Raw genomic sequence first — 19976 nt, 5'->3', positions numbered from 1 at the left:
CATGCTCGCCGGAATGTCGCTGGGCACCGACCTCAAACGCTATTCGCGCGGCACCATGCCGCGACTGGCCCTGATCACCATCATCGTGCTACCCCTGCTGTACGGCGCGATGTACCTGTGGGCGTTCTGGAATCCGTTCGCCGCCATCGACAAGATCCCCGTCGCCCTGGTCAACGAAGACACCGGCGCCACCGTCTCCGGGAACCAATTGCGGGCCGGTGACGAAGTGACCCGCGCCTTGGTCGACTCCCGCCAGCTCGATCTACACCAGGTGTCGGAAAGCGAAGCCGTCAAAGGTGTTTCCGACGGCACCTACTATTTCTCGATCACCCTGCCGGCCGACTTCAGCGAAGCCGTGGTGTCTCCGGCGGGCCCGAACCCGCAGAAGGCGCAGATCCAATTCCGGTTCAACGACGCGAACAACTACCTGGCCTCGGTGATGGGGCAGAACGCCGCCCGCGAGGTGCTCAACGAGGTCAGCGCCAAAGTCGGCCAACAGGTGATCGGCACCGCGCTGACCCAGGTGACCGACGAGGTCAAGAAGGCGGCCGATGGCGCCGGCCAGCTCGCGGACGGCTCGAAAACATTGGCCGAAAACCTCGGGACGGCGCGTGATGGGTCAGGTGCGCTCGCCGACGGAATCCGTCAGCTGTCGACGGGTGTTCAGCACGCCACCGACCCGATCCTGAAGGTCACCGACGACCTCGCCGCCATGGGATTCGACCCGAACGCCGCCGGCGCGGCCGCCGCCAATCTCAGCGGCAACCTCAAGACGGTGACCGACCGGATCGCGTCACTCAACGTCAACTACCAGCAGGCCGCCGGGATCGTGAATCAGGTGGTCGACGGACTGCGGTCCAACCCCGACCCGGCAGTGCGCGGGCTCGCCGACACCCTGGCCGGCGCCCAGCGGCTCCTCGACGTCGAGGGCATGGACCCGGCCACTGACGAGGGGCTGGCCGAGCTGCGGGAGAACACCCAACAGCTGGAGAATGACCTCGCCGATCCCAACAGTGCGCTGCGCACCTTCATGACTCATCTCCTAGACGGCGGCCTCAGATCCGATGTGGTCTCGCTGCGTGACGGAGCGGCCGCGCTGGCCGCCGGTGCTCACCAACTCAGCGACGGCCTGGTGCAATTGAGCGACGGCAGCAACCAACTCAAAGACGGTGCCGCGCAATTGGCATCGGGTCTGGGGCAGGCGGACCAGCGCGCCTCGACCATCACCGACCAAGAACGTGTCCAGGTGGCCCAGATCCTGGCCAGCCCGGTCGGCGTCGATATGGACTTCACCCATCACGCCGCCACCTTCGGCACCGGGTTCGCCCCGTTCTTCCTGCCGCTGGCATTGTTCATCGGCTCGCTGATCGTCTGGATGTTGTTGACCCCGTTGCAGACTCGCGCCATCGTCAACGGCCTGGGCGCGTTGCGGGTGGTACTCGCGTCTTACTGGCCCGCCCTGCTGCTGGGGGTCTGCCAGGTACTGTTGATGTACACGGTGGTGCACTTCGGGGTGGGGTTGCAGGCCCGCCACGCCGCGGGCATGGTCGCGTTCCTGGCGTTGATCGCCGCGTCGTTCCTGGCGATGATCCAGGCGTTCAACGCGGTGCTCGGTGTGGCCGTGGGTCGGGTGTTCACCCTGGCCTTCCTGATGTTCCAGCTGGTGTCGTCCGGCGGGGTGTATCCGGTGGAGACGACGGCCAAACCGTTCCAGATATTGCATCCCTACGACCCGATGACCTACGCCGTCAACGGGTTACGCCAGCTGACCGTCGGCGGCATCGACGAGCGGCTGTGGACGTCGGTGGCCGTACTGGCCGGGATCCTGGTGGTGTCACTTGCTGCCAGCTCCTGGGCTGCGCGGCGAGATCGTCAGTACACCCTCGAACGCCTCTACCCGCCGATCGAAGTCTGACGGTTTCGCGGGTGCTGTCCTCCGGTACACCATCGCTCACGCGACGCAGCGTGCTGCGCGGCGCCGGGGCGATGGGGGCGGCAGCGCTGTTCCCTGCGACGTCGGCCTGCGGCAGCGACGACGACGCACTGACCTTCTTCTTCGCGGCCAACCCCGAAGAAGCCGACGCCCGGATGCGGATCGTCAACGCGTTCCAGCGCGAACACCCCGATATCCGGGTGCGCACCATTTTGGCCGGCGGCGACCCGACCCAGCAGATGTCGACGTTCTGCGCCGGCGGGAAATGCCCGGATGTGCTGATGGCCTGGGAGTTCAACTATGCCGGGCTCGCGGAGCGCGGCGTGCTGGCGGATCTGAACACCCTGCTGGATCGGGATCGGCAGTTCGCGGCGGCGTTGCGCACCGACAGCATCCCCGCGCTGTATGAGACGTTCGGCTTCAACGGCGGCCAGTACGCGTTCCCGGAGCAGTGGTCGGGGGCGTTCCTGTTCTACAACACCCGAATCTTCGCCGAGGCCGGTGTGGCGCCACCGCCGGGCCGCTGGGACACGCCCTGGACGTTCGACGAATTCCTGGCCACCGCGAGCGAACTGACCCAACGGTCCGGCAACGGCCGAGTCACCCGGTGGGGCTTCGTCGACACCTGGTCGCCGCCGTATTCCGCAGCGCTGTTCGGTATGAACAACGGGGTGCCGTGGGCGGTGCCGCGCGTCAACCCGACTCACCTGAACTTCGACGATGACGACTTCCTGGCCGGCATCCAGTTTTACGCGGATCTGGCCAACGTGCATCGCGTGGCGCCCGCCGCCGCGGATACCCAGTCGATCTCCACGATGGGGCTGTTCACCGGAGGAAACGCGGCGATGGCGCTCGGTGGGCACTGGCGCTACCAGACCTTTGTCCAAGCCGAGGAGCTGGAATTCGACGTGGCGGTGCTGCCGACCGGTCCGGGTGCCGCAGCCAAGGGCATGGCCGCTCGATCCGCCATCGGCAGCACCGGTCTGGCCATCGCCGCCGACAGTCGGCACCGGGAACAGGCCTGGGAATTCCTCAAATTCGCCGCGGGGCCGGTGGGACAGTCGCTGATCGGGGAGTCCGGGCTCTTCGTACCGGTGCTGCGCTCGGCGATCGACTCACCCGGCTTCGCTGCCGCCCACACCGGGATTCGCAACCTCGCGGTGCTGACCGGTGGCCCGGCGCATTCCGAGGGGCTGCCGATCTCCCCGGAGTGGCAGAAAGTCCACGCCCTGATGGACCGTGCCATCGGGCCGGTACTGCGCGGCAAGCGGCCCGCCACGAGCCTGAAGCACGGGCTCACACCGCAGATCGACGAAGTGCTGGCCACCGCATGAATCCCACCCGCAGACGAGCACGCGCCGGACGCTGGTTCGTCGCCCCGAACCTGGCGGCGGTCGCGGTGTTCATGGCTTTCCCGCTGGCCTTCTCGCTCTACATGAGCTTCCAACACTGGGACCTGTTCACACCGCCGACGTTCGTCGGCGCCACGAACTATCGCGACCTGTTCACCGGTGACCCGTTGTTCGGCATCGCGGTCCGCAACACGACGGTGTTCACCATCGGCACCGTCGTCCCTACGGTGCTCATCAGTCTGGCGGTGGCGGGACTGCTGAACCGGAAGATCAAGGGAATCGGCCTGTTTCGGGCAATCGCCTTTCTGCCGTTAGCGGTGTCATCGGTGGTGATCGCCGTGGTCTGGCAGTTCGTGTTCAACACCGACAGCGGACTGCTCAACATCATGCTCAGCTGGTTCGGCATCGCCGCGGTGCCGTGGCTCACCGAACCGCACTGGGCGATGGCGTCGTTGTGTCTGGTCAGCGTCTGGAAGAGCGTGCCGTTCGCGACGGTGATCCTGCTGGCGGCCATGCAGGGCGTGCCCGACTCCCTGCACGAGGCGGCACGCATCGACGGCGCCGGTGAGGTGCGGCGCTTCCTTTCCATCACGGTGCCGATGATCCGCGGTGCCGTGTGGTTCGTGGTGGTGATCTCGGTGATCAACGCGTTCCAGGCGTTCGATCTGGTCTACGTGCTCACCGGCAGCAGCGGCGGACCCGAGACCGGCACCTACGTGTTGGCCATCATGTTGTTCCAGCAAGCCTTTGCCTTCTTGGACTTCGGATATGCGTCCGCGCTGGCCTGGGTGATGTTTGCCGTGCTGCTGGCCCTGACCGTCATCCAATTGCGTTTGTCGCGCAGGAATGCGGTGGACCAGTGACCGGTCCACCGGCACGGCACCGCATCGCCGGGCTGCTGGGCGTCTACGCAGGGTTGGGCGCCGTCACCGCCTGCGCGTTGTTCCCGATTCTGTGGGCGCTGTCGGGCTCGCTCAAGCGCCAAGCCGAGATCAGCCAGCCCATGTTGTTGCCGGCCCATCCGCAGTGGTCGAACTATGCCGAGGTATTCGCCCGAATGCCGTTCTGGCGGATGCTGTTCAACACTGTTCTCTACGCCGGCTGCGTGACGGCCGGGCAGGTCTTCTTCTGTTCGCTCGCCGGGTACGCGTTCGCCCGGCTGCCGTTCACCGGCCGTGATGCCCTCTTTGTGGTGTATCTGGCCACCCTGATGGTGCCGTTGACGGTCACGGTGATTCCGCAGTTCATCTTGATGCGAGTGTTCGGGTGGACCGACACCATGTGGGCGATGATCATTCCCGGGTTGTTCGGCAGCGCCTTCGGCACCTATCTGATGCGGCAGTTCTTCGCCACCCTGCCCGTCGATCTGGAGGAAGCCGCGATCTTGGACGGCTGCTCACCGTGGGCGATTTATTGGCGGATTCTGTTGCCGCACGCCAAACCTGCGGTGATGGTGCTGGCGGTGCTGACCTGGATCAATGTCTGGAATGACTTTCTGTGGCCGCTGCTGATGATTCAGCGCAAGGGCATCGCCACCCTGACCCTCGGGTTGGTGTGGATGCAGGGGGAGTATGTCGCCGAATGGCCGGTGCTGATGGCCGCTTCCATGCTGATGTTGGCCCCGCTGGTGGTGATCTACGCGGTCGCCCAACGGGCCTTCGTCAGCGGGATCGCGGCGACGGGCTTCGGTGGACGGTAGTCAGGAGAACGCAGTGGCTTCAGTGACCTTCGACTCGGTGACCCGGCGCTATCCGGGCGCCGACCGCCCCGCCCTGGACGCATTGAATCTGGCGGTCTCCGACGGAGAGTTCATGGTGCTGGTCGGGCCGTCGGGCTGCGGCAAGACGACGACGCTGCGGATGCTGGCCGGCCTGGAACCCGTTGACGCCGGTCATATCTACATCGGCGACCACGACGTCACCGCGGCCGACCCCGGCCATCGCGACGTCGCCATGGTGTTCCAGAACTACGCCCTGTATCCGCACATGACCGTGGCGCAGAACATGGGTTTCGCCCTCAGGGTGGCCAAGACCCCCAAGGCCGAGATCCGCGCCAGGGTGTCGGAAGCCGCCCAGCTGCTGGGCCTGACCGAACTCTTGGGGCGCAAGCCCAAGGATCTTTCCGGCGGTGAACGCCAACGAGTCGCGATGGGCCGCGCGATCATACGACGCCCGCAGGTCTTCTTGATGGACGAGCCACTGTCGAACCTGGATGCCATGCTGAGGGTGCAGACCCGTAACCAGATCGCCGAACTGCAGCGGCGGCTGGGGATCACCACCGTCTATGTCACCCACGATCAGGTGGAGGCCATGACGATGGGCGATCGGGTCGCGGTATTGCGCGACGGGGTGCTGCAGCAGTGCGCCCCGCCACGCGAGCTCTACCGCACGCCGGCCAATGTGTTCGTCGCCGGGTTCATCGGATCTCCGGCGATGAACCTGTTCACCGTTCCCGTCGTCGACCGCGCGGTGACGCTGGGTGGCTATCGCGTCGGTGTACCTGTGGAAATATCTTCTGCGGCAACGCAGCTGGTCGTCGGTATTCGCCCCGAGCACCTGCAGATCGCCGATCGCGGGATCGGTGTCGAGGTGGACTTCGTCGAGGAACTGGGCGCCGACACCTACCTGTACGGCACGGCGGCTGATTCCCAGACCTCGCAATCAGTGGTCGCCCGGGTTCCCGGCAACACCGAGGTGCGCTCGCACGCCCGGCTGTCACTGGGCTTCGACGTGACCGCTCTGCATTTCTTCGGCACCGACGGCGCCCGGCTGGGCTGAGCGGCCGCCCGGGAGCCTGGCACTCCGCCCGGGCCCGAGGGTGACCGCCAAGTGGTGCAGCATCAGGACGAACGTAATGCTCCAGGCGGCCAGGGCGATCCAGCTCTCGACCGATCCGATGTAGTAGACGATCGGCAGATGGTCGGCCTGCCCCAGGTAGTGACTGCCCACCCCGTACATGCCCAGCGGGAAGATCACGCTCCACCAGGGCGCTTCGTAGCGAAGTGAAATGCGATGCACAACATGGCGCCACACTCCGGCGGCGATCATCGGCGGGATCAGCCACGTGCCGAACGCCCAGAACACCACCGACGTTCCGGCGATCAGACCGCGGGTGGCGTGGACCATCGGCGCTTCGGCCATCTCGACGATATGAGCACCGGCCAGCACGGTGATCGCGGTGGCGCCCATCGCCACCCAGTACTGCGGAACGAGGTCCTCGGGAAGCAGCGGATAGAGCAGCAGCCGCAGCGCGACAAAGATTCCGGCGGCGCCGTAGAGGAACACTCCCACCGACCAGGACGTCACCGCGAGCAGCGCCAGGCTTTGGCGCCACGGCTCGGACACCTCCACCTCGAGTACCGCGGCCAACACCGCGATGGACTGGCTGGCCACCACCCAGATGAACCAGGTGCCGTTGGCCCGGCGCACCACCGGCCGCTCCGCGGTGCCCAGCACGGCGGTCCACGGAATCAGATAACCCAGCACCAGCCAGGTCAGTGTGCTGACCACCAGCAGGCCGACGGCGACACTGCTGTGCCCATCGATGACCAGCCGAGCGCCGAGCACATTGGTGGCGGAGACGAACGTGAAGAAGCCGAATGCACGTCCGGAATCGTAGAGATCGGCCAGGAATTCGCGCCGAAAGGCCATGACGCGCACGGTCGATACCGCGATCAGCACCAGGTATGAGGCCACCGTCACCCACAACAGCAGCACCGAAACCCAGTGGGAGTTCTGGTGGTACATGGCTGTCGACACCATGCCGCTGGCCATCACCAACGCGAAATAGCCCGGGTTGAGTGTGCGGATGGCCTCGCGGGTCCCCGTCGCCGGCACCATCCCTGCTGGTGCGCCCATCAGTCGAGCAATTGCCGCAATACGTATTGCATGATGCCGCCGTGCCGGTAATAGTCGGCCTCGCCGGGGGTGTCGATGCGCACCGTCGCGTCGAATTCGATGTCACCGGCCTGTACGTGCACGGTGTCGGGGATGGTGTCGCCCAGTGCGGTCACCCCGGTGATGTCGAAGGTCTCCTCACCGGTCAGGCCCAGCGAATCCGCGTCGGCGCCGTCGGGGAACTGCAGGGGGAGCACCCCCATACCGATCAGGTTGGAGCGGTGGATGCGCTCGTAGGACACCGCCAGCACCGCCCGCACACCGAGTAGCACGGTGCCCTTGGCGGCCCAGTCGCGCGAGGAACCGGATCCGTATTCCTTACCGGCCAGAATCACCAGTGGCGTGCCGGCGGCGAGGTAGTTCACCGACGCGTCGTAAATGGTGCTGACCGGACCGTCCGGCTGGGTGAAGTCGCGGGTGAAGCCGCCCTCGGTATCGGGCGCCAATTGGTTGCGCAGCCGCACGTTGGCGAAGGTGCCGCGAATCATCACCTCATGGTTGCCACGCCGCGAGCCGTAGGAGTTGAAGTCTTTGCGCTCAATTCCATGCTCCGCCAGGTACTTTCCAGCGGGCGAGTCGTAGCGGATGGACCCGGCCGGGCTGATGTGGTCGGTGGTGACCGAGTCGCCGAGCTTGGCCAGCACTCGGGCACCGGTGATGTCGGTGAGCGGCGCCGGGTCGCGGGTCATGCCGTCGAAGTACGGTGGCTGGCGCACGTAGGTGGAGTCCGGCGCCCAGGAGAAGGTGTCGGTGTCGGGGACATCCAGGGAACGCCAGCGGTCGTCGCCGGTGAAGACGTCGCCGTAGCTGGTGGTGAACATCTCGGCCTGCAGGTTGCCGTCGACTACGGCGGCAATCTCGTCGGTGGTGGGCCAGATGTCGCGCAGGTACACCGGTTCGCCGTCGCTGCCGGTGCCCAGCGGATCGGTGAGCAGGTTGACGCGCAGTGTGCCGGCGAGTGCATAGGCGACCACCAGCGGCGGGGAGGCGAGGAAATTCATTCGGACTTCTGGGTGGATGCGGCCCTCGAAGTTGCGGTTGCCCGACAGCACCGAGCACACAGTCAAGTCGTTGTCGACGACGGCCTTGCTCACCTCGGGGATCAGCGGCCCCGAGTTGCCGATGCAGGTGGTGCAGCCGTAGCCCACCAGGTTGAAGCCGAGCTCATCCAGGTAGGGCGTCAGGCCCGCCCGCTCGTAGTAGTCGGTGACCACCCGCGACCCGGGCGCCAGCGTGGTCTTCACCCACGGCTTACGCGACAAGCCCTTGTCGACGGCATTGCGCGCCAGCAGTGCCGCGCCGACCATCACCGAGGGGTTGGAGGTGTTGGTGCACGAGGTGATCGCGGCGATCACGACGTCGCCGTTGTCGATCTCGGTGCGGGTGCCGTCGGCGAGCTCGATCGGCTGGGCATCGGTCCGCCAGGGGAGCTTTTCACCACCGGCCCACGGCTCCCGCGGTTTGCCTGCCGCTTGGGAGTGACCGAACGCGATCGGGTCGCTGGCCGGGAACGAATCGGCCGACGCCTTGTCCAGGTCCGAGAGTGCCTGAGCGGTGGTTTCGGCGCCGTCGAGCAGGGCGGCGACGGTGTGCGGGGCCAGCCGCAGCGGAATGCGGTCCTGTGGGCGTTTGGGGCCGGCGATCGACGGCTCGACACTGCTCAGGTCCAGTTCCAGCGTTTGCGAATAGACGGGTTCGCGATCCGGGTCGTGCCACATGCCCTGCTCTTTGGCGTAGGCCTCCACTAGCTTGATCTGATGCTCAGAGCGGCCGGTCAGGCGTAGATAGTCGCAGGTGACGCGGTCGATCGGGAAGATCGCGCAGGTAGCCCCGTACTCCGGGCTCATGTTGCCGATCGTGGCCCGGTTCGCCAGCGGAACGTTGGCCACGCCGGGTCCGAAGAACTCGACGAACTTGCCGACCACCCCGGTGGCGCGCAGCAGCTCGGCGACGGTGAGGACCAGGTCGGTGGCGGTGGTACCGGGCTGTAGTTCACCGGTCAGTTTCAGGCCGACCACCGGTGGGATCAGCATGCTCATCGGTTGACCGAGCATCGCCGCTTCGGCTTCGATCCCACCGACGCCCCAGCCCAGGACGCCGAGGCCGTTGACCATCGGGGTGTGCGAGTCGGTGCCGACGAGGGTGTCGGGGTAGGCCAACGGCCCCTCCGCGCTGTCGCGGGTGAACACCACGCGAGCCAGGTATTCCAGGTTGACCTGGTGGCAGATGCCGGTGTCGGGCGGAACCACGGAGAAGTCGTCGAACGCCTGCTGGCCCCAGCGCAGCAGTTGATAGCGCTCGGCGTTGCGCTCGAACTCCAGCTCGGCGTTGATCGCGAACGCGTCGGTGCGGCCGAAGACGTCGGCGATCACCGAATGGTCGATCACCAGCTCGGTGGGGCAAAGCGGGTTGATGCGGGTCGTCTTGCCGCCCAGGTCGGCGATTGCGTCGCGCATCGCGACCAGGTCGACCACGCACGGCACCCCGGTGAAGTCCTGCATCAACACCCGCGCCGGCGTGTACGCGATCTCCCGGCCGTGCGCGGCGCTCGGATCCCAGCTGGCCATCGCGTTGACCTGCTCAGCGGTGACCAGCCGGCCGTCTTCGTTGCGCAGCAGGTTCTCCAGCAGAACCTTGAGGCTGTAGGGAAGTCGCGCCGAGCCGTCGACGCGATCGAGCCGTCGGATCTGATACGTGGTGTCGTCGACGCTGAGCTCGCCCCGGGTTCCGAAGCTGTCGAGGTTGCTGTCTGTGGCCATCGCGGGCCCTCCCACCGGTCGGATCGGTTACCACCGACCCTAGGTCCGCATTCCTGGTGGGGCCAGGGGGAGAAGGCCCTCAATCAGCCTTGCTGTGCCGCGCGCTCCAGCACCGGGCGCTTGTCCGGGCAGTAGGTGTTTACCGAGGCGCCGAGGAACTGCCAGGCCTGCGCCTGGTTGGTGCCCTTCTGCAGGTTGGGGGTGATGAAGCGGACCGACTTGGCCGCGTCGCCGTCGACACCCTTGTCCAACCGCTCGCACACGATCTTGCCCAGCCAGGCGTTGTAGTCCCGCGGGCCGTAGATCCCGTAGGTGTGCAGTTCCCGGGCGAAATCGGTGTCGGGGTCGGCGTGGGCGGGTGCTGCCAGTGCCACGGCCAAGCCCATGACCGCTGCGGCGAGGGTCGTCGATTTCATGAGATGCAGTGTAGACCCATCTGCTTAGGTGGTCTTCCTTTGCAGGCGGCGGGGCCGGCCGCAGTGCCCCGCTCACCTGCGCGAATCGCGCGCAATGTGGCGCTCGTCGCCCATTCAGATGTGACGAGCAAGACATAAGGAATTTATGAGGTTTATAAATTTGTGACTATTAGCCAAATTTCTCGTATTGTGTCTCTCCGTGGGCCGACACGAGTTAGCCAGCCAGCGCAAACGATCCTCGGTATTGATGGCTGCAGTCCTCGCACCAACGGCATTGTTCTTTGCTGTGGGCGGCAGCGCCAATCCTGCGGTGTCAAAAGAATCCATTGCGGTGGTTGCTGAAGACAATTCACCAGGCGGTTTGCAGCTAGTGGCAGCACCGGCAGCGACGCCGGAAACGGGTCCACCGGCGCGGTTCGCCGTGGCGTCACGAACGCGCACCGTGCCCCGGTTCCTGCCCGCAGGAGTCGCCCCGGAGCGAGGCCTGCAAGTCCGAACCATCCAGGCCGCTCGCAGCATCAGCGACGCCTTTCCCCAGATCATGCAGATCGGTGGCGTACGGGCCGACGCGCTGCGCTGGCACCCCAACGGGCTGGCGCTCGATGTGATGATTCCCAATCCAGGCAGCGCGGAGGGCATCGCGCTCGGTGATTCGATCGTGGCCTACGTGATGGAGAACGCCGGCCGGTTCGGCCTCCAAGACGCCATCTGGCGCGGCGTCTACTACACGCCCGACGGCGGGGCGCAACGCGGCGGCTACGGCCATTACGACCACGTCCACGTCACCACCACCGGCGGCGGATATCCCAGCGGCAGCGAGGTCTACCTGCGCTGAGGACCGACCTGACGGTCAGCCCGCGTTGACCCCGACCCCCAGCGGCCGGTCGACGAAGAAATCCATCAGCGGCTCTGGGCCACCCCCGTAGCCGGAGAAGTCCGTCACGCCGGCCTCGGCGAGCACGTCGGCGTCGATGTAGCACTGGCCATTGGCCTCAGCGGCAGGGCGCCGCAGGATCTCCACGGCGGCATCCGCCATGATCTGCGGGCTGCGTGCCTTCGCGAGTAACTCACCGCCGTCGGGGGAGTTGGCCACCGCGGAGGTCGCGATGTAGGTCTCCGGCCACAGGCAGTTGCAGGCGACCCCGGCTTCGGCGTATTCGGCCGCCCAGCCCAGCGTCAACAACGTCATCCCGTACTTGGACAGCGTGTAGGAGGGATGCACGCCCAGCCAGTACGGATTCATGTTGAGCGGGGGCGCGATCGTCAGCACGTGCGGCGCGGGGGACTTCCGCAGATGAGGCAGGCATGCCCTGGCCAACAGGAACGTCCCGCGGACGTTGATGTCTTGCATGAGGTCGAACTTCTTGGCGGACAGCTGTTCCGTCGGCTCGGTCGCAATCGAGCTGGCGTTGTTCACGCAGATGTCGATGCCGCCGAATCGGTCCACCGCGGCGTCGACCGCCCGCTGCACGTCTTCTTCGCTACGCACATCACCCACGACGGCAAGAGCTTTGCCGCCGGCTTCCTCGATCTCGGCGGCGGCGGTGTGCACCGTTCCGGGCAGGCGGGGATGCGGCTCGGCCGTCTTGGCCAGTAGGACCACATTGGCGCCCAAGCGTGCGGCACCCAGTCCGATGGCCAGTCCGATACCGCGGCTTGCGCCGGACACCACCATGGTGCGGCCGGAGAATTCGGTGCCTGCCAACTGCCGGCTCCTCGTCGTCGTCGATACGTTTGCGGCAGCGGACCAACCGATTGAATCCGCCCGCCCCGCGTCCGGCCGCAAGCGTGACAGTTTGCCGCAGAATTGTAAAGCTTAGGCGGCGCCGGGGGTCTTGAGCGCAGCGGCCAGCATGGTCGCCGTCAGCCGCACCATCGCGTCGCGGTCTGCAGTAGCGGGCCGCTGCAATGCGATGCGCAGGCAGGCGCTCGACGTCACGCCCATGGTCACGAACACCAGGTCGTCCAACTCTGCCGGTGACAGGTCCGGCCGGGACCTGCTCGGGATCACAGTGCCCAGCGGCAGCAGGCTGCGCTCGATCTCGTCCATCGCAGTGTGGTTGAGGTACGGCGGCAGGTCAAAAGATGAGGATGTCAGCGCCGCCAGCAGGATCGGGGCGTGCTGCTCATAGACCGTCGTCAGGGTGTCGACGACCAGCAACGCCGCCTGGTCCACCTCGAGGTCGATGGCCTGTCCGACACTGCGCACCAGCTCGAACGAGATCTCTCTGGTCGCGTTGTCCACCAGCTCGGCGATGATGGCGGCGCGGTCCGGAAAATACCGATATACAGTGCCGATGCTGACGTGCGCGGCATCGGCGATGGCCTGCGTGGTCAGTGTTTCCACACCGCGGCGCGCGATCAGCTGGCGGGCGGTGTCGAGCAGCCGGGTGCGCATCTCGCGGGCTCGCTGCTGCTGCGGCCGCGAACGTGCCTGGACGGGCATTTCACCTCCGCATCAAAGTGAGTAGTAAGTGAGACATTCTCATGTTTCCATATTTGTATGGCAGATGTGCCCAACACTCCCAATGCCGACCTCGCCGTCGCGCGATACGGCCAGGCCGGCCGCGACTGGATCGACGGAACGCGGATCGCCGATCCGCTGGCCGACGCCGTGGTCGCTGATTTCGCCACGTTGCCTCGCGGCGCGGGGATGACCATGCTGCGGACCGCGATCCAGCACGGCATCGACGCTGTCGAGTCGCCGCCGGAGTCGCTGCGGGCGTTGTTCGCCGCGATCGACCACGAGCCCGACTGGCTCGACCACGACCGTCTGAATCGCGCCGCAGGTCACATCGTCCGCCACACCGCGTCCTACGGCATCGTCTTGGGTGCGGCCTCGTTGACGGCCGGAGCCATGAATTCCGTCGCCGGGATGCCGCTGGTGCTCACGGGTCGCTACACCAGCCAGGCGGCCGTGCGGTCGATCGAGGTCGGCGCGTGGTTGGAGGAGATCCTCACGCCCGGTGGGCTGCGCCGCGGCGGCGCCGGCTTGGCCACGACGTTGCGGGTCCGGATGATTCACGCGTTCGTCCGGCGCCATCTGCTGGCCGAGGGTGACTGGGACAGTGAGGCGTGGGGCGCACCGATTCCGCAGAGCTACATGGCGTTCACCATCGTCGAGTTCGGTCGGATCGCCCTGGCGGCAATGCACCAACTGGGGGTCCGCTATACGCGAGAAGAACTCGACGACATCTACCACTTCTGGCGCTACGTCGGTCGACTCAACGGCGTTGGCGACGAACTGAATCCGGCCACCGAGGCGGATCAGATCCGTATCGCGGAGTTGTATGCACTGACCGCGGTGGAGCCCGACGACGGAGACCGCGACTTCGTCCGCGCGTTGACGCACGACTATCTGGCGCGCGAGATCGCCGAGCTGCTTCCGTTCGGCGGCTCCTGGAAGCACCGCGTGGGAGTCAACATCATCAACGGCATGACCCGGGCATTTCTCGGTGATGCCAACGCCAGCCGGCTGGGCGTGGCTGACACACCGTTCAAATACCTGCCGCGGGTGATCGGCCCGGCCTTCGGCTGGGTCAACGAAGTGCTGGCGCGTATTCCGGGCATGAACGAACTGCGGACCAGACGCGCCTTGGCCAACTACCCGCGGCTGATGGCCGAACAGCGGCAGCGCTACGGGGTGCACCACGACCTGGTGGATGCCGCGCCGGACAGCGCCGGCCATCCTGCCGCGGTGCGCTCCGCCTAGCGATGTGCGCCCAGCGCGGCGGGACCCATGCGTCCGGCGCGCACACCGTTGGCAATGACGACCACTTCAGCGAGCTCGTGAACCAACACCACCGCGGTCAACCCGAGAGTCCCGAAGACTGCTAGCGGCATCAGCACCGTGATGATGCCCAGAGACAGACCGACGTTTTGCAGCATGATCTGGCGGGAACGACGGGCATGGCGCAGTGCATAGGGGAGATGGCGGAGGTCTTGGCCCATCAGGGCAACATCGGCGGTCTCAATGGCGACGTCGGTTCCCATGGCGCCCATCGCGATTCCCAGGTCCGCGGCGGCCAGGGCCGGAGCGTCGTTGACGCCGTCACCGACCATCGCGGTGGGGCGGTCGGCGCGCATTTGTGCGATCAAGCGGGCCTTGTCTTCGGGCCGCAGTTCGGCGAAAACGTACGCAATTCCGGCTTGATCGGCCAGCGCCGTGGCAGTGGCGTGATTGTCGCCGGTGAGCATCGATACCCGGTAGCCGCCGTCGTGTAACGCGGAGATGGCCTCGGCGGCCTCAGGGCGCAGTTCGTCGCGCACGGCGATGGCACCCAGTAGCTGGCTGTCACGTTCGACCAGAACCGCAGTGGCACCGCCCTTTTGCATCCGTGTCACCTGATCGGCGAGCGCGCCCGGATCGAGCCAACCGGGCCGACCCAGTCGGACAGCGTGGCCATCCAGAGTGCCACTCAGCCCGGCCCCAGGGAACGCCTGCACGTCGCTGGCGACGGGCCCGCCCGGCTGGGACGCGGCGAGAATCGCTGCCGCCAGCGGATGCTCACTGCGCGCTTCGAGTGCAGCGGCCACCACGAGCACGTCGCCTCTGGAAGCGCCGTTGGCGGTGGCAACTTCGATGACGGTAGGCCGGTTCGCTGTCAATGTTCCCGTCTTGTCCAGGGCAATCGCACCGACGGTGCCGAGGGTTTCGAGCGCAGCTCCGCCCTTGATCAGGACGCCGATCTTGGCTGCCGCGCCGATAGCTGCCACCACCGTCACCGGCACCGCGATGGCGAGCGCGCACGGCGAGGCCGCCACTAGCACAACAAGTGCGCGCTCAATCCATACCGCCGGGCTGCCCAGGATGCTGCCTACGCCGGCGATCAACGCTGCACCAATCATGATGCTGGGCACCAATGGTCGCGCAATGCGGTCGGCCAGCCGCTGACTTGCGCCCTTGCGGGCTTGCTCGGCCTCCACGATATGCACAATGCGTGCCAGTGAGTTGTTATCGGCAGTCGCGGTGACCTGAACCTGTAACACGCCGGTGCCGTTGATCGACCCGGCATATACCTCGTCACCGCGACCGGCCTCGACCGGAACGGATTCGCCGGTGATCGCGGACATGTCGAGCGCGGTGCGGCCGGCAACGATGATGCCGTCTGTGGCCAGTCGCTCGCCGGGTTTGACGATCATCAGGTCACCGACACGCAGTTCGCCTGCAGCCACGATCGTTTCGGTGCCAGAGCGCACGACGGTGGCCTGTTCTGGGACCAGTGAGAGCAGAGCGCGCAGGCCACGACGGGTGCGAGCCACCGCGTATTCTTCCAAGCCCTCGCTGATCGAGAACAAGAACGCCAGCGCCGCGGCCTCGCCGACCTGCCCCAGTCCGACCGCCCCGGCCGCGGCGATGGTCATCAATGAGCCCACGCCGATGCGGCCCTGCGCCAGACGCCGAAGGCTGGAGGGCGCAAATGTCGAGGCCCCCACTGCCAGCGCGGTGACTTTGAGCCCGAACGCAATCGGGACCAGGGGAGGGACCCAGGCACTGATCGCCGAAGCCGTCAGCAGTGCTCCCGACAGCGCTGCTCGGCGGACCTTCACGACATCCCAGATGCGCTGTGGTTCGGGACCACTGCCGTCGTGATCACAACAGCCGTCGTTCCCCAGCCGCCGATCTGACGCCTCGTTGCCGGAGCCTGAGCGGACCCGGGCGCTCCAATCAATGACCCGCTGCCCAAGACTGCCCTCGCGGCCCTCGGTCGAATGCGGGGCGCGAGCGGCCACAGATGCTGCCGGGGTTCGCTGGGCGGCGGCGATCGCCGACAGTATTGCTGCACGGTCGCATCGCTCGGCCGAATACCAGATCACTACCGATGCGGTGCGTGGATAGGCATGCACCGCACGCACCCCGGGCACTTGAGACACCCCGTCCTCGATCGCCACAGCCATCAGGGGGCTATTGCGAAAGTTGCTGGCCTGAATTCGCATTCGGCCGGCAGCAGCAGAGATGACGGTCGGTGCATGTTCTCGATCGGCGCAGACGGCTGCGGTCACCCTTAGCCCTTTCAGTTCAGCAGCAGTCGTCGCCTTCAGCGGTGGCGACCGGAAGTGGAGCCTCTTCGCCGAGGCGGTCGCGCGCTTCTGCGACCACATCAGCGACTCTCAGTCGAGCCGCCTCGGCCGCCACCTCGGCTCGTCGGGTGCCACGCAGCCCCCACTCCGTGGCGGTTACCGCGGCGCGGTGAACCGGAGCCGCTCCCGCCGCTCTGCGTAGCAATTCAAAGGCGCTCACCCCGACTATTCCGGTGACCACCGTTTCGGCCGCTTTGACCAAAAGTGCTTGCGGAACCACTGCGATATCTCCTCATTGTTGTTTTCTGCCACGACAGCTCGGATCGCCTGGCTATCTTTCAGCCGCTACCTCGACCGCCCTGGATGGCACGCAGTCGTCGATGCAGGGTTCGTCGGTGTCGACCGCCAGAACCACCTGGACCAGTTCGCCCAACGCGCGTGCCAGATGCGGGTCCGCCAACCCGTAGCGAACTTGGCGACCTTCATACGTTGCGACCACCAGACCACAACCGCGCAGACACGACAGATGGTTGGAGACGTTCGACCGGGTCAGCCCCAGATGCGATGCCAGCTGTCCGGGATAGGCGACACCGTCCAGCAGAGCCACCAGGATTCGGCATCGCGTGGGATCAGCCAGCGCTCGGCCCAGCCGCGCAAGGGCCGATTCCCGCATCTCACACGTCAGCATGTGTTGAATAGTACAGTACCTGCTGTACTATTACCTACGATTGGACGGCTTGGCTAAAGGACCTCAACAGCGGGAGGCTTCCACGTGCCCTCGGTGATGCCAGGCTCGCCCCAGTAGGCGCGGATGTAGAGGGAGAACGGCCCGTTCGGAGCCGGAAGCCAGTTCGACTCGTCTTCCGGCCCAGGAGATCTGGCACCCGCGTACAGCGTCAGTGACCCGTCGGAGTTGCGCATGAGATTCTGGTTCTTGGTGCCCAGCGAATACCGTTTCAGCTCGTTGGGGTGGAACAAGTGCTTGTCGTTGTACAGCGTCAACGACCAGAATCCCTTGACCGGCGGCTCTTGTCCGGCGGGAAAGGACACTTTGTAGGCCTTCCCGCCCAGCAGGGGGGCCCCAGTGGCGTCGTTGTCTGTGTAGTAGTACTGCGTTTCGGTGGGCCGGTTGTCGAACATGTTCGATCTCGCGGTGCCGGTCCGGTCGAAGTAGTCGACGCCGAACTGGGCATTGTTGGTGGAGCGGTTCCAGCCGTTGCCGGCGGGGCGCCCGTTGCCGCGCCGGTGGCCGCCCAGAAGAACGCGCCAGCCCAACTTTTGTCTATGGGTGTCGTGACCGTGCGTGACCTGCCGACAAGAATCGGACTATCCGCACCTTGGTAACCCCCAATGACCGACATGGCGCCTCAGCCGCCATGTCACATAACTGCGCCCGAAATGCCGTCGCCCTTCTGTCTAGTCGGCTCAACGGCCAAGCGCTGTGCACCGAACCGCTACGCTGCGCTCTGGGCCCCTTCTCGTTAGGACGAAACAACATGGCGCTGCTGGCCGGTACAGAATTCGCTGGTTACACCATCGTCAGAAGTATTGGCGCAGGCGGGATGGGCGAGATATATCTCGCAGAACATCCACGCTTACCCCGGCGTGACGCCCTGAAGATCTTGCCCGAAGCGTTTACCGGCAATCACGAGTTTCGGGATCGGTTCGTTCGCGAAGCCGATATTGCCGCAGGCCTTTGGCACCCGCACATCGTCGGTGTTCACGATCGCGGCGAGTTCGATGGCCGACTGTGGATCGCCATGGACTACGTCGACGGCTGCGACGCCAGCCAATTGATACGTACCAGGCACCCAGCTGGCATGCCAGTAACCGAGGTGACAACCATCGTCTCGGCGATCGCCGACGCCTTGGACTACGCGCACCAACGCGGCCTGCTGCACCGCGACGTCAAGCCGGGAAACATCTTGATCGAAACCGCGTCCTCCGGCCCGCCTCGTATCGCCCTGTCTGACTTCGGAATAGCCCGGGAGATTGTTGACTCTGCTGGACTCACGGCAACGAATCTGACGGTCGGGACTGTTGCCTACGCTGCACCAGAACAGCTGATGGGGCAGAGCCTCGACGGGCGGGCTGACCAGTACGCCTTGGCGGCGACCACATATCACCTGCTGACCGGCTCAGCGCCGTACAGCAACTCAAACCCGGCGGCCGTGATCGGACAGCACCTCACCGCGACACCGCCGCAGGTGAGTGCGCGACGCCCGGAATTGGCTGCTCTTGACGAGGTGCTCGGGAAAGCGCTGTCCAAGGCACCCTCGGATCGGTTCGCCACGTGTGCGGAGTTCGCATCCGCACTGAGCCAGGCCGAGAACGATGCTGGCCGTTCGACCGTGCGACGCCAGGTCACAGCTACCCCCGCGGAAATTCAAACCCAGGAGAACCGTCGGCCACGTGTCCGGAGACGCAGCGTCGCAATCTTGTCCGTGGCAACCGTCCTGATCGCCACTGTGGTGGCCATGGGGGTCTATATCCGAAACCACGCCACTACCCACGCCGCTGGACCTCAGCCGATCACCCCGACGGCGCCGCTCAACGGAGTATTTCGCCTTCAATACCAGCCTGCGCAGTCAACCCTCATGGGTGCGCCCAAACCCACGCCGGACGACGACTCCGAGCAGTGGTGGGCCATGCGGACTGGCTGCAACCAATCCACCTGCTTCGCCATCGGGCTGCAATTGGATCCCGGGGACCACGGTCGGCTCAACGAGAAGGGCAATGCCGTGCACCTTCAGTTTGCCGATGACAACTGGACCGAGCTCCCGAAGCGGCATCGCCAAGATATTTCCGAGTGTTCGATCGGGCAGGACGGCACGATTCAAAACGGGCAAGATACGAGCGTGACGGCTTGGCGGTTGCAACCCCGATCTGACGGATCGTTCCAGGGCGTCTCAACCATGACCGCTGTTACCGGTGAGTGTGAGCGGCAAGGCATGGTTTACCAAACTCCGTTCACCGCGGAGCGAGTCGGTGACAACCCGCCTGAGATCACCATTGCAGATCCGGTAATCGATGAGCTGCCAGCCAAACCTGCGACTGTTCCGGGCCCCGTTTTGGCGGGTTCGTATCAATTGGTTTTCGATGTCGAGCATGCCCGTTCAGATGGGACTTTCAGTTTCAGTAGCGGCGTGGACCGAAGATGGTGGGCGTATCGATCACAATGCACAGCGTCCGGATGTGTGGCTACCGGAGCCAAACTCGACCCTGCGAACCCCACCGAAGCCGCGGGGCGCGCCAGTGTTCTGCGATTCGTTGATGGCCACTGGGACCAGGCGGCAACACCAACCCGTGTCCCATGCGCCTTCGACAGCTCCCGCGAGCAGACAGTAGAAGATTCCTTGACGCTGGAACCGCTACCAGATGGCACCCTTAGCGGGACATACAAGTACAGGATTACTTCGAACGAATGCGGCGGTCGCGGATCATGGTTCGAGATCCCTATTACTGCAGTGCATAGCGGAGAGATCCCGGCGAGAGTCATTGTCGCCGATCCGGCGCTATTCGGCTGACTCTCGAATTGCTGTCTACTGTACGTACTTTCGCACTGTTTCGCCACCATGACGTCCTTACACATGGCCCAC

The 19976-nt window shown here is 65.5% G+C and carries 17 protein-coding genes; 8 read left to right on the top strand and 9 right to left on the bottom strand.

Annotation, left to right across the window (positions count from 1 at the left end):
- Position 1: 1 nt before the first annotated feature.
- The 5 genes from K3U94_RS11820 (at position 2) to K3U94_RS11800 (ending at position 6062) form a co-directional block, all read left to right on the top strand.
- On the top strand, positions 2-1915 hold the full coding sequence (locus K3U94_RS11820) for a YhgE/Pip domain-containing protein (RefSeq protein WP_220696590.1): 1914 nt from the start codon (positions 2-4) through the stop codon (positions 1913-1915).
- Between the two features lie 71 nt (positions 1916-1986).
- A complete protein-coding gene (locus K3U94_RS11815; RefSeq protein WP_047318100.1) occupies positions 1987-3267 on the top strand; it encodes an ABC transporter substrate-binding protein in 1281 nt (426 codons plus the stop codon).
- The gene (locus K3U94_RS11810; protein WP_220696589.1) at positions 3264-4148 is read left to right on the top strand and encodes a carbohydrate ABC transporter permease; all 885 of its coding nucleotides are present in this window, start codon (positions 3264-3266) and stop codon (positions 4146-4148) included. Before K3U94_RS11815 ends, K3U94_RS11810 begins: the two co-directional genes overlap by 4 nt.
- Complete coding sequence (locus K3U94_RS11805; RefSeq protein ID WP_220696588.1) at positions 4145-4984, top strand: carbohydrate ABC transporter permease; 840 nt, start codon at positions 4145-4147, stop codon at positions 4982-4984. Before K3U94_RS11810 ends, K3U94_RS11805 begins: the two co-directional genes overlap by 4 nt.
- A gap of 13 nt (positions 4985-4997) precedes the next feature.
- A complete protein-coding gene (locus K3U94_RS11800) occupies positions 4998-6062 on the top strand; it encodes an ABC transporter ATP-binding protein (protein ID WP_220696587.1) in 1065 nt (354 codons plus the stop codon).
- On the opposite strand, the gene K3U94_RS11795 is transcribed toward K3U94_RS11800, so the two are convergent.
- From K3U94_RS11795 to K3U94_RS11785, 3 genes are all read right to left on the bottom strand, one after another.
- Complete coding sequence (locus K3U94_RS11795; RefSeq protein WP_220696774.1) at positions 6000-7124, bottom strand: tellurite resistance/C4-dicarboxylate transporter family protein; 1125 nt, start codon at positions 7122-7124, stop codon at positions 6000-6002. The two genes, K3U94_RS11800 and K3U94_RS11795, sit on opposite strands and share 63 nt — an antisense overlap.
- 17 nt (positions 7125-7141) lie before the next feature.
- Positions 7142-9940 carry an aconitate hydratase gene (locus tag K3U94_RS11790; RefSeq protein ID WP_220696586.1) on the bottom strand — a complete coding sequence of 933 codons (2799 nt, stop codon included), beginning with the start codon at positions 9938-9940 and terminating at the stop codon, positions 7142-7144.
- An 83-nt stretch (positions 9941-10023) separates the two neighbouring features.
- Entirely contained in the window at positions 10024-10356 is a 333-nt protein-coding gene (locus tag K3U94_RS11785) for a DUF732 domain-containing protein (RefSeq protein WP_047317858.1), read from the bottom strand.
- A 199-nt stretch (positions 10357-10555) separates the two neighbouring features.
- Between K3U94_RS11785 and K3U94_RS11780 the strand changes: the two genes are divergently transcribed.
- Positions 10556-11191, top strand: coding sequence for a VldE C-terminal domain-containing protein (locus tag K3U94_RS11780; RefSeq protein ID WP_200900610.1), 636 nt, complete (start codon positions 10556-10558; stop codon positions 11189-11191).
- 15 nt (positions 11192-11206) lie between these two features.
- Here the strand turns inward: K3U94_RS11780 and K3U94_RS11775 are convergent, their stop codons facing one another.
- Positions 11207-12061 (bottom strand): SDR family oxidoreductase, encoded by an 855-nt coding sequence (locus K3U94_RS11775; RefSeq protein ID WP_220696585.1) that lies wholly within the window; start codon positions 12059-12061, stop codon positions 11207-11209.
- 111 nt (positions 12062-12172) lie between these two features.
- Positions 12173-12802: a TetR/AcrR family transcriptional regulator gene (locus K3U94_RS11770; protein WP_230987553.1), complete on the bottom strand. Its 630-nt coding sequence runs from the start codon at positions 12800-12802 to the stop codon at positions 12173-12175.
- Between the two features lie 57 nt (positions 12803-12859).
- Between K3U94_RS11770 and K3U94_RS11765 the strand changes: the two genes are divergently transcribed.
- Positions 12860-14068, top strand: coding sequence for an oxygenase MpaB family protein (locus K3U94_RS11765; protein WP_220696584.1), 1209 nt, complete (start codon positions 12860-12862; stop codon positions 14066-14068).
- On the opposite strand, the gene K3U94_RS11760 is transcribed toward K3U94_RS11765, so the two are convergent.
- The 4 genes from K3U94_RS11760 to K3U94_RS11745 form a co-directional block, all read right to left on the bottom strand.
- A complete protein-coding gene (locus tag K3U94_RS11760) occupies positions 14065-16293 on the bottom strand; it encodes a heavy metal translocating P-type ATPase (RefSeq protein ID WP_230987602.1) in 2229 nt (742 codons plus the stop codon). The genes K3U94_RS11765 and K3U94_RS11760 overlap by 4 nt on opposite strands.
- An 82-nt stretch (positions 16294-16375) precedes the next feature.
- Positions 16376-16657, bottom strand: coding sequence for a DUF1490 family protein (locus K3U94_RS11755; RefSeq protein WP_220696582.1), 282 nt, complete (start codon positions 16655-16657; stop codon positions 16376-16378).
- A gap of 51 nt (positions 16658-16708) precedes the next feature.
- Positions 16709-17065 carry a Cd(II)/Pb(II)-sensing metalloregulatory transcriptional regulator CmtR gene (gene cmtR, locus K3U94_RS11750; RefSeq protein WP_220696581.1) on the bottom strand — a complete coding sequence of 119 codons (357 nt, stop codon included), beginning with the start codon at positions 17063-17065 and terminating at the stop codon, positions 16709-16711.
- A gap of 53 nt (positions 17066-17118) precedes the next feature.
- The gene (locus K3U94_RS11745) at positions 17119-17652 is read right to left on the bottom strand and encodes a DUF1214 domain-containing protein (RefSeq protein WP_220696580.1); all 534 of its coding nucleotides are present in this window, start codon (positions 17650-17652) and stop codon (positions 17119-17121) included.
- A 221-nt stretch (positions 17653-17873) separates the two neighbouring features.
- On the opposite strand from K3U94_RS11745, the gene K3U94_RS24305 reads away from it, so the two are divergent.
- Entirely contained in the window at positions 17874-19904 is a 2031-nt protein-coding gene (locus K3U94_RS24305) for a serine/threonine-protein kinase (RefSeq protein WP_220696579.1), read from the top strand.
- Positions 19905-19976 lie beyond the last annotated feature (72 nt).

Origin of the sequence: Mycolicibacter heraklionensis, from assembly GCF_019645815.1 — a bacterium.
GTDB classification, from domain to species: Bacteria; Actinomycetota; Actinomycetes; order Mycobacteriales; family Mycobacteriaceae; genus Mycobacterium; species Mycobacterium heraklionense.
Note: the sequence above shows the minus strand (reverse complement) of the source record. Positions and strands in the feature narration are given on the sequence as shown.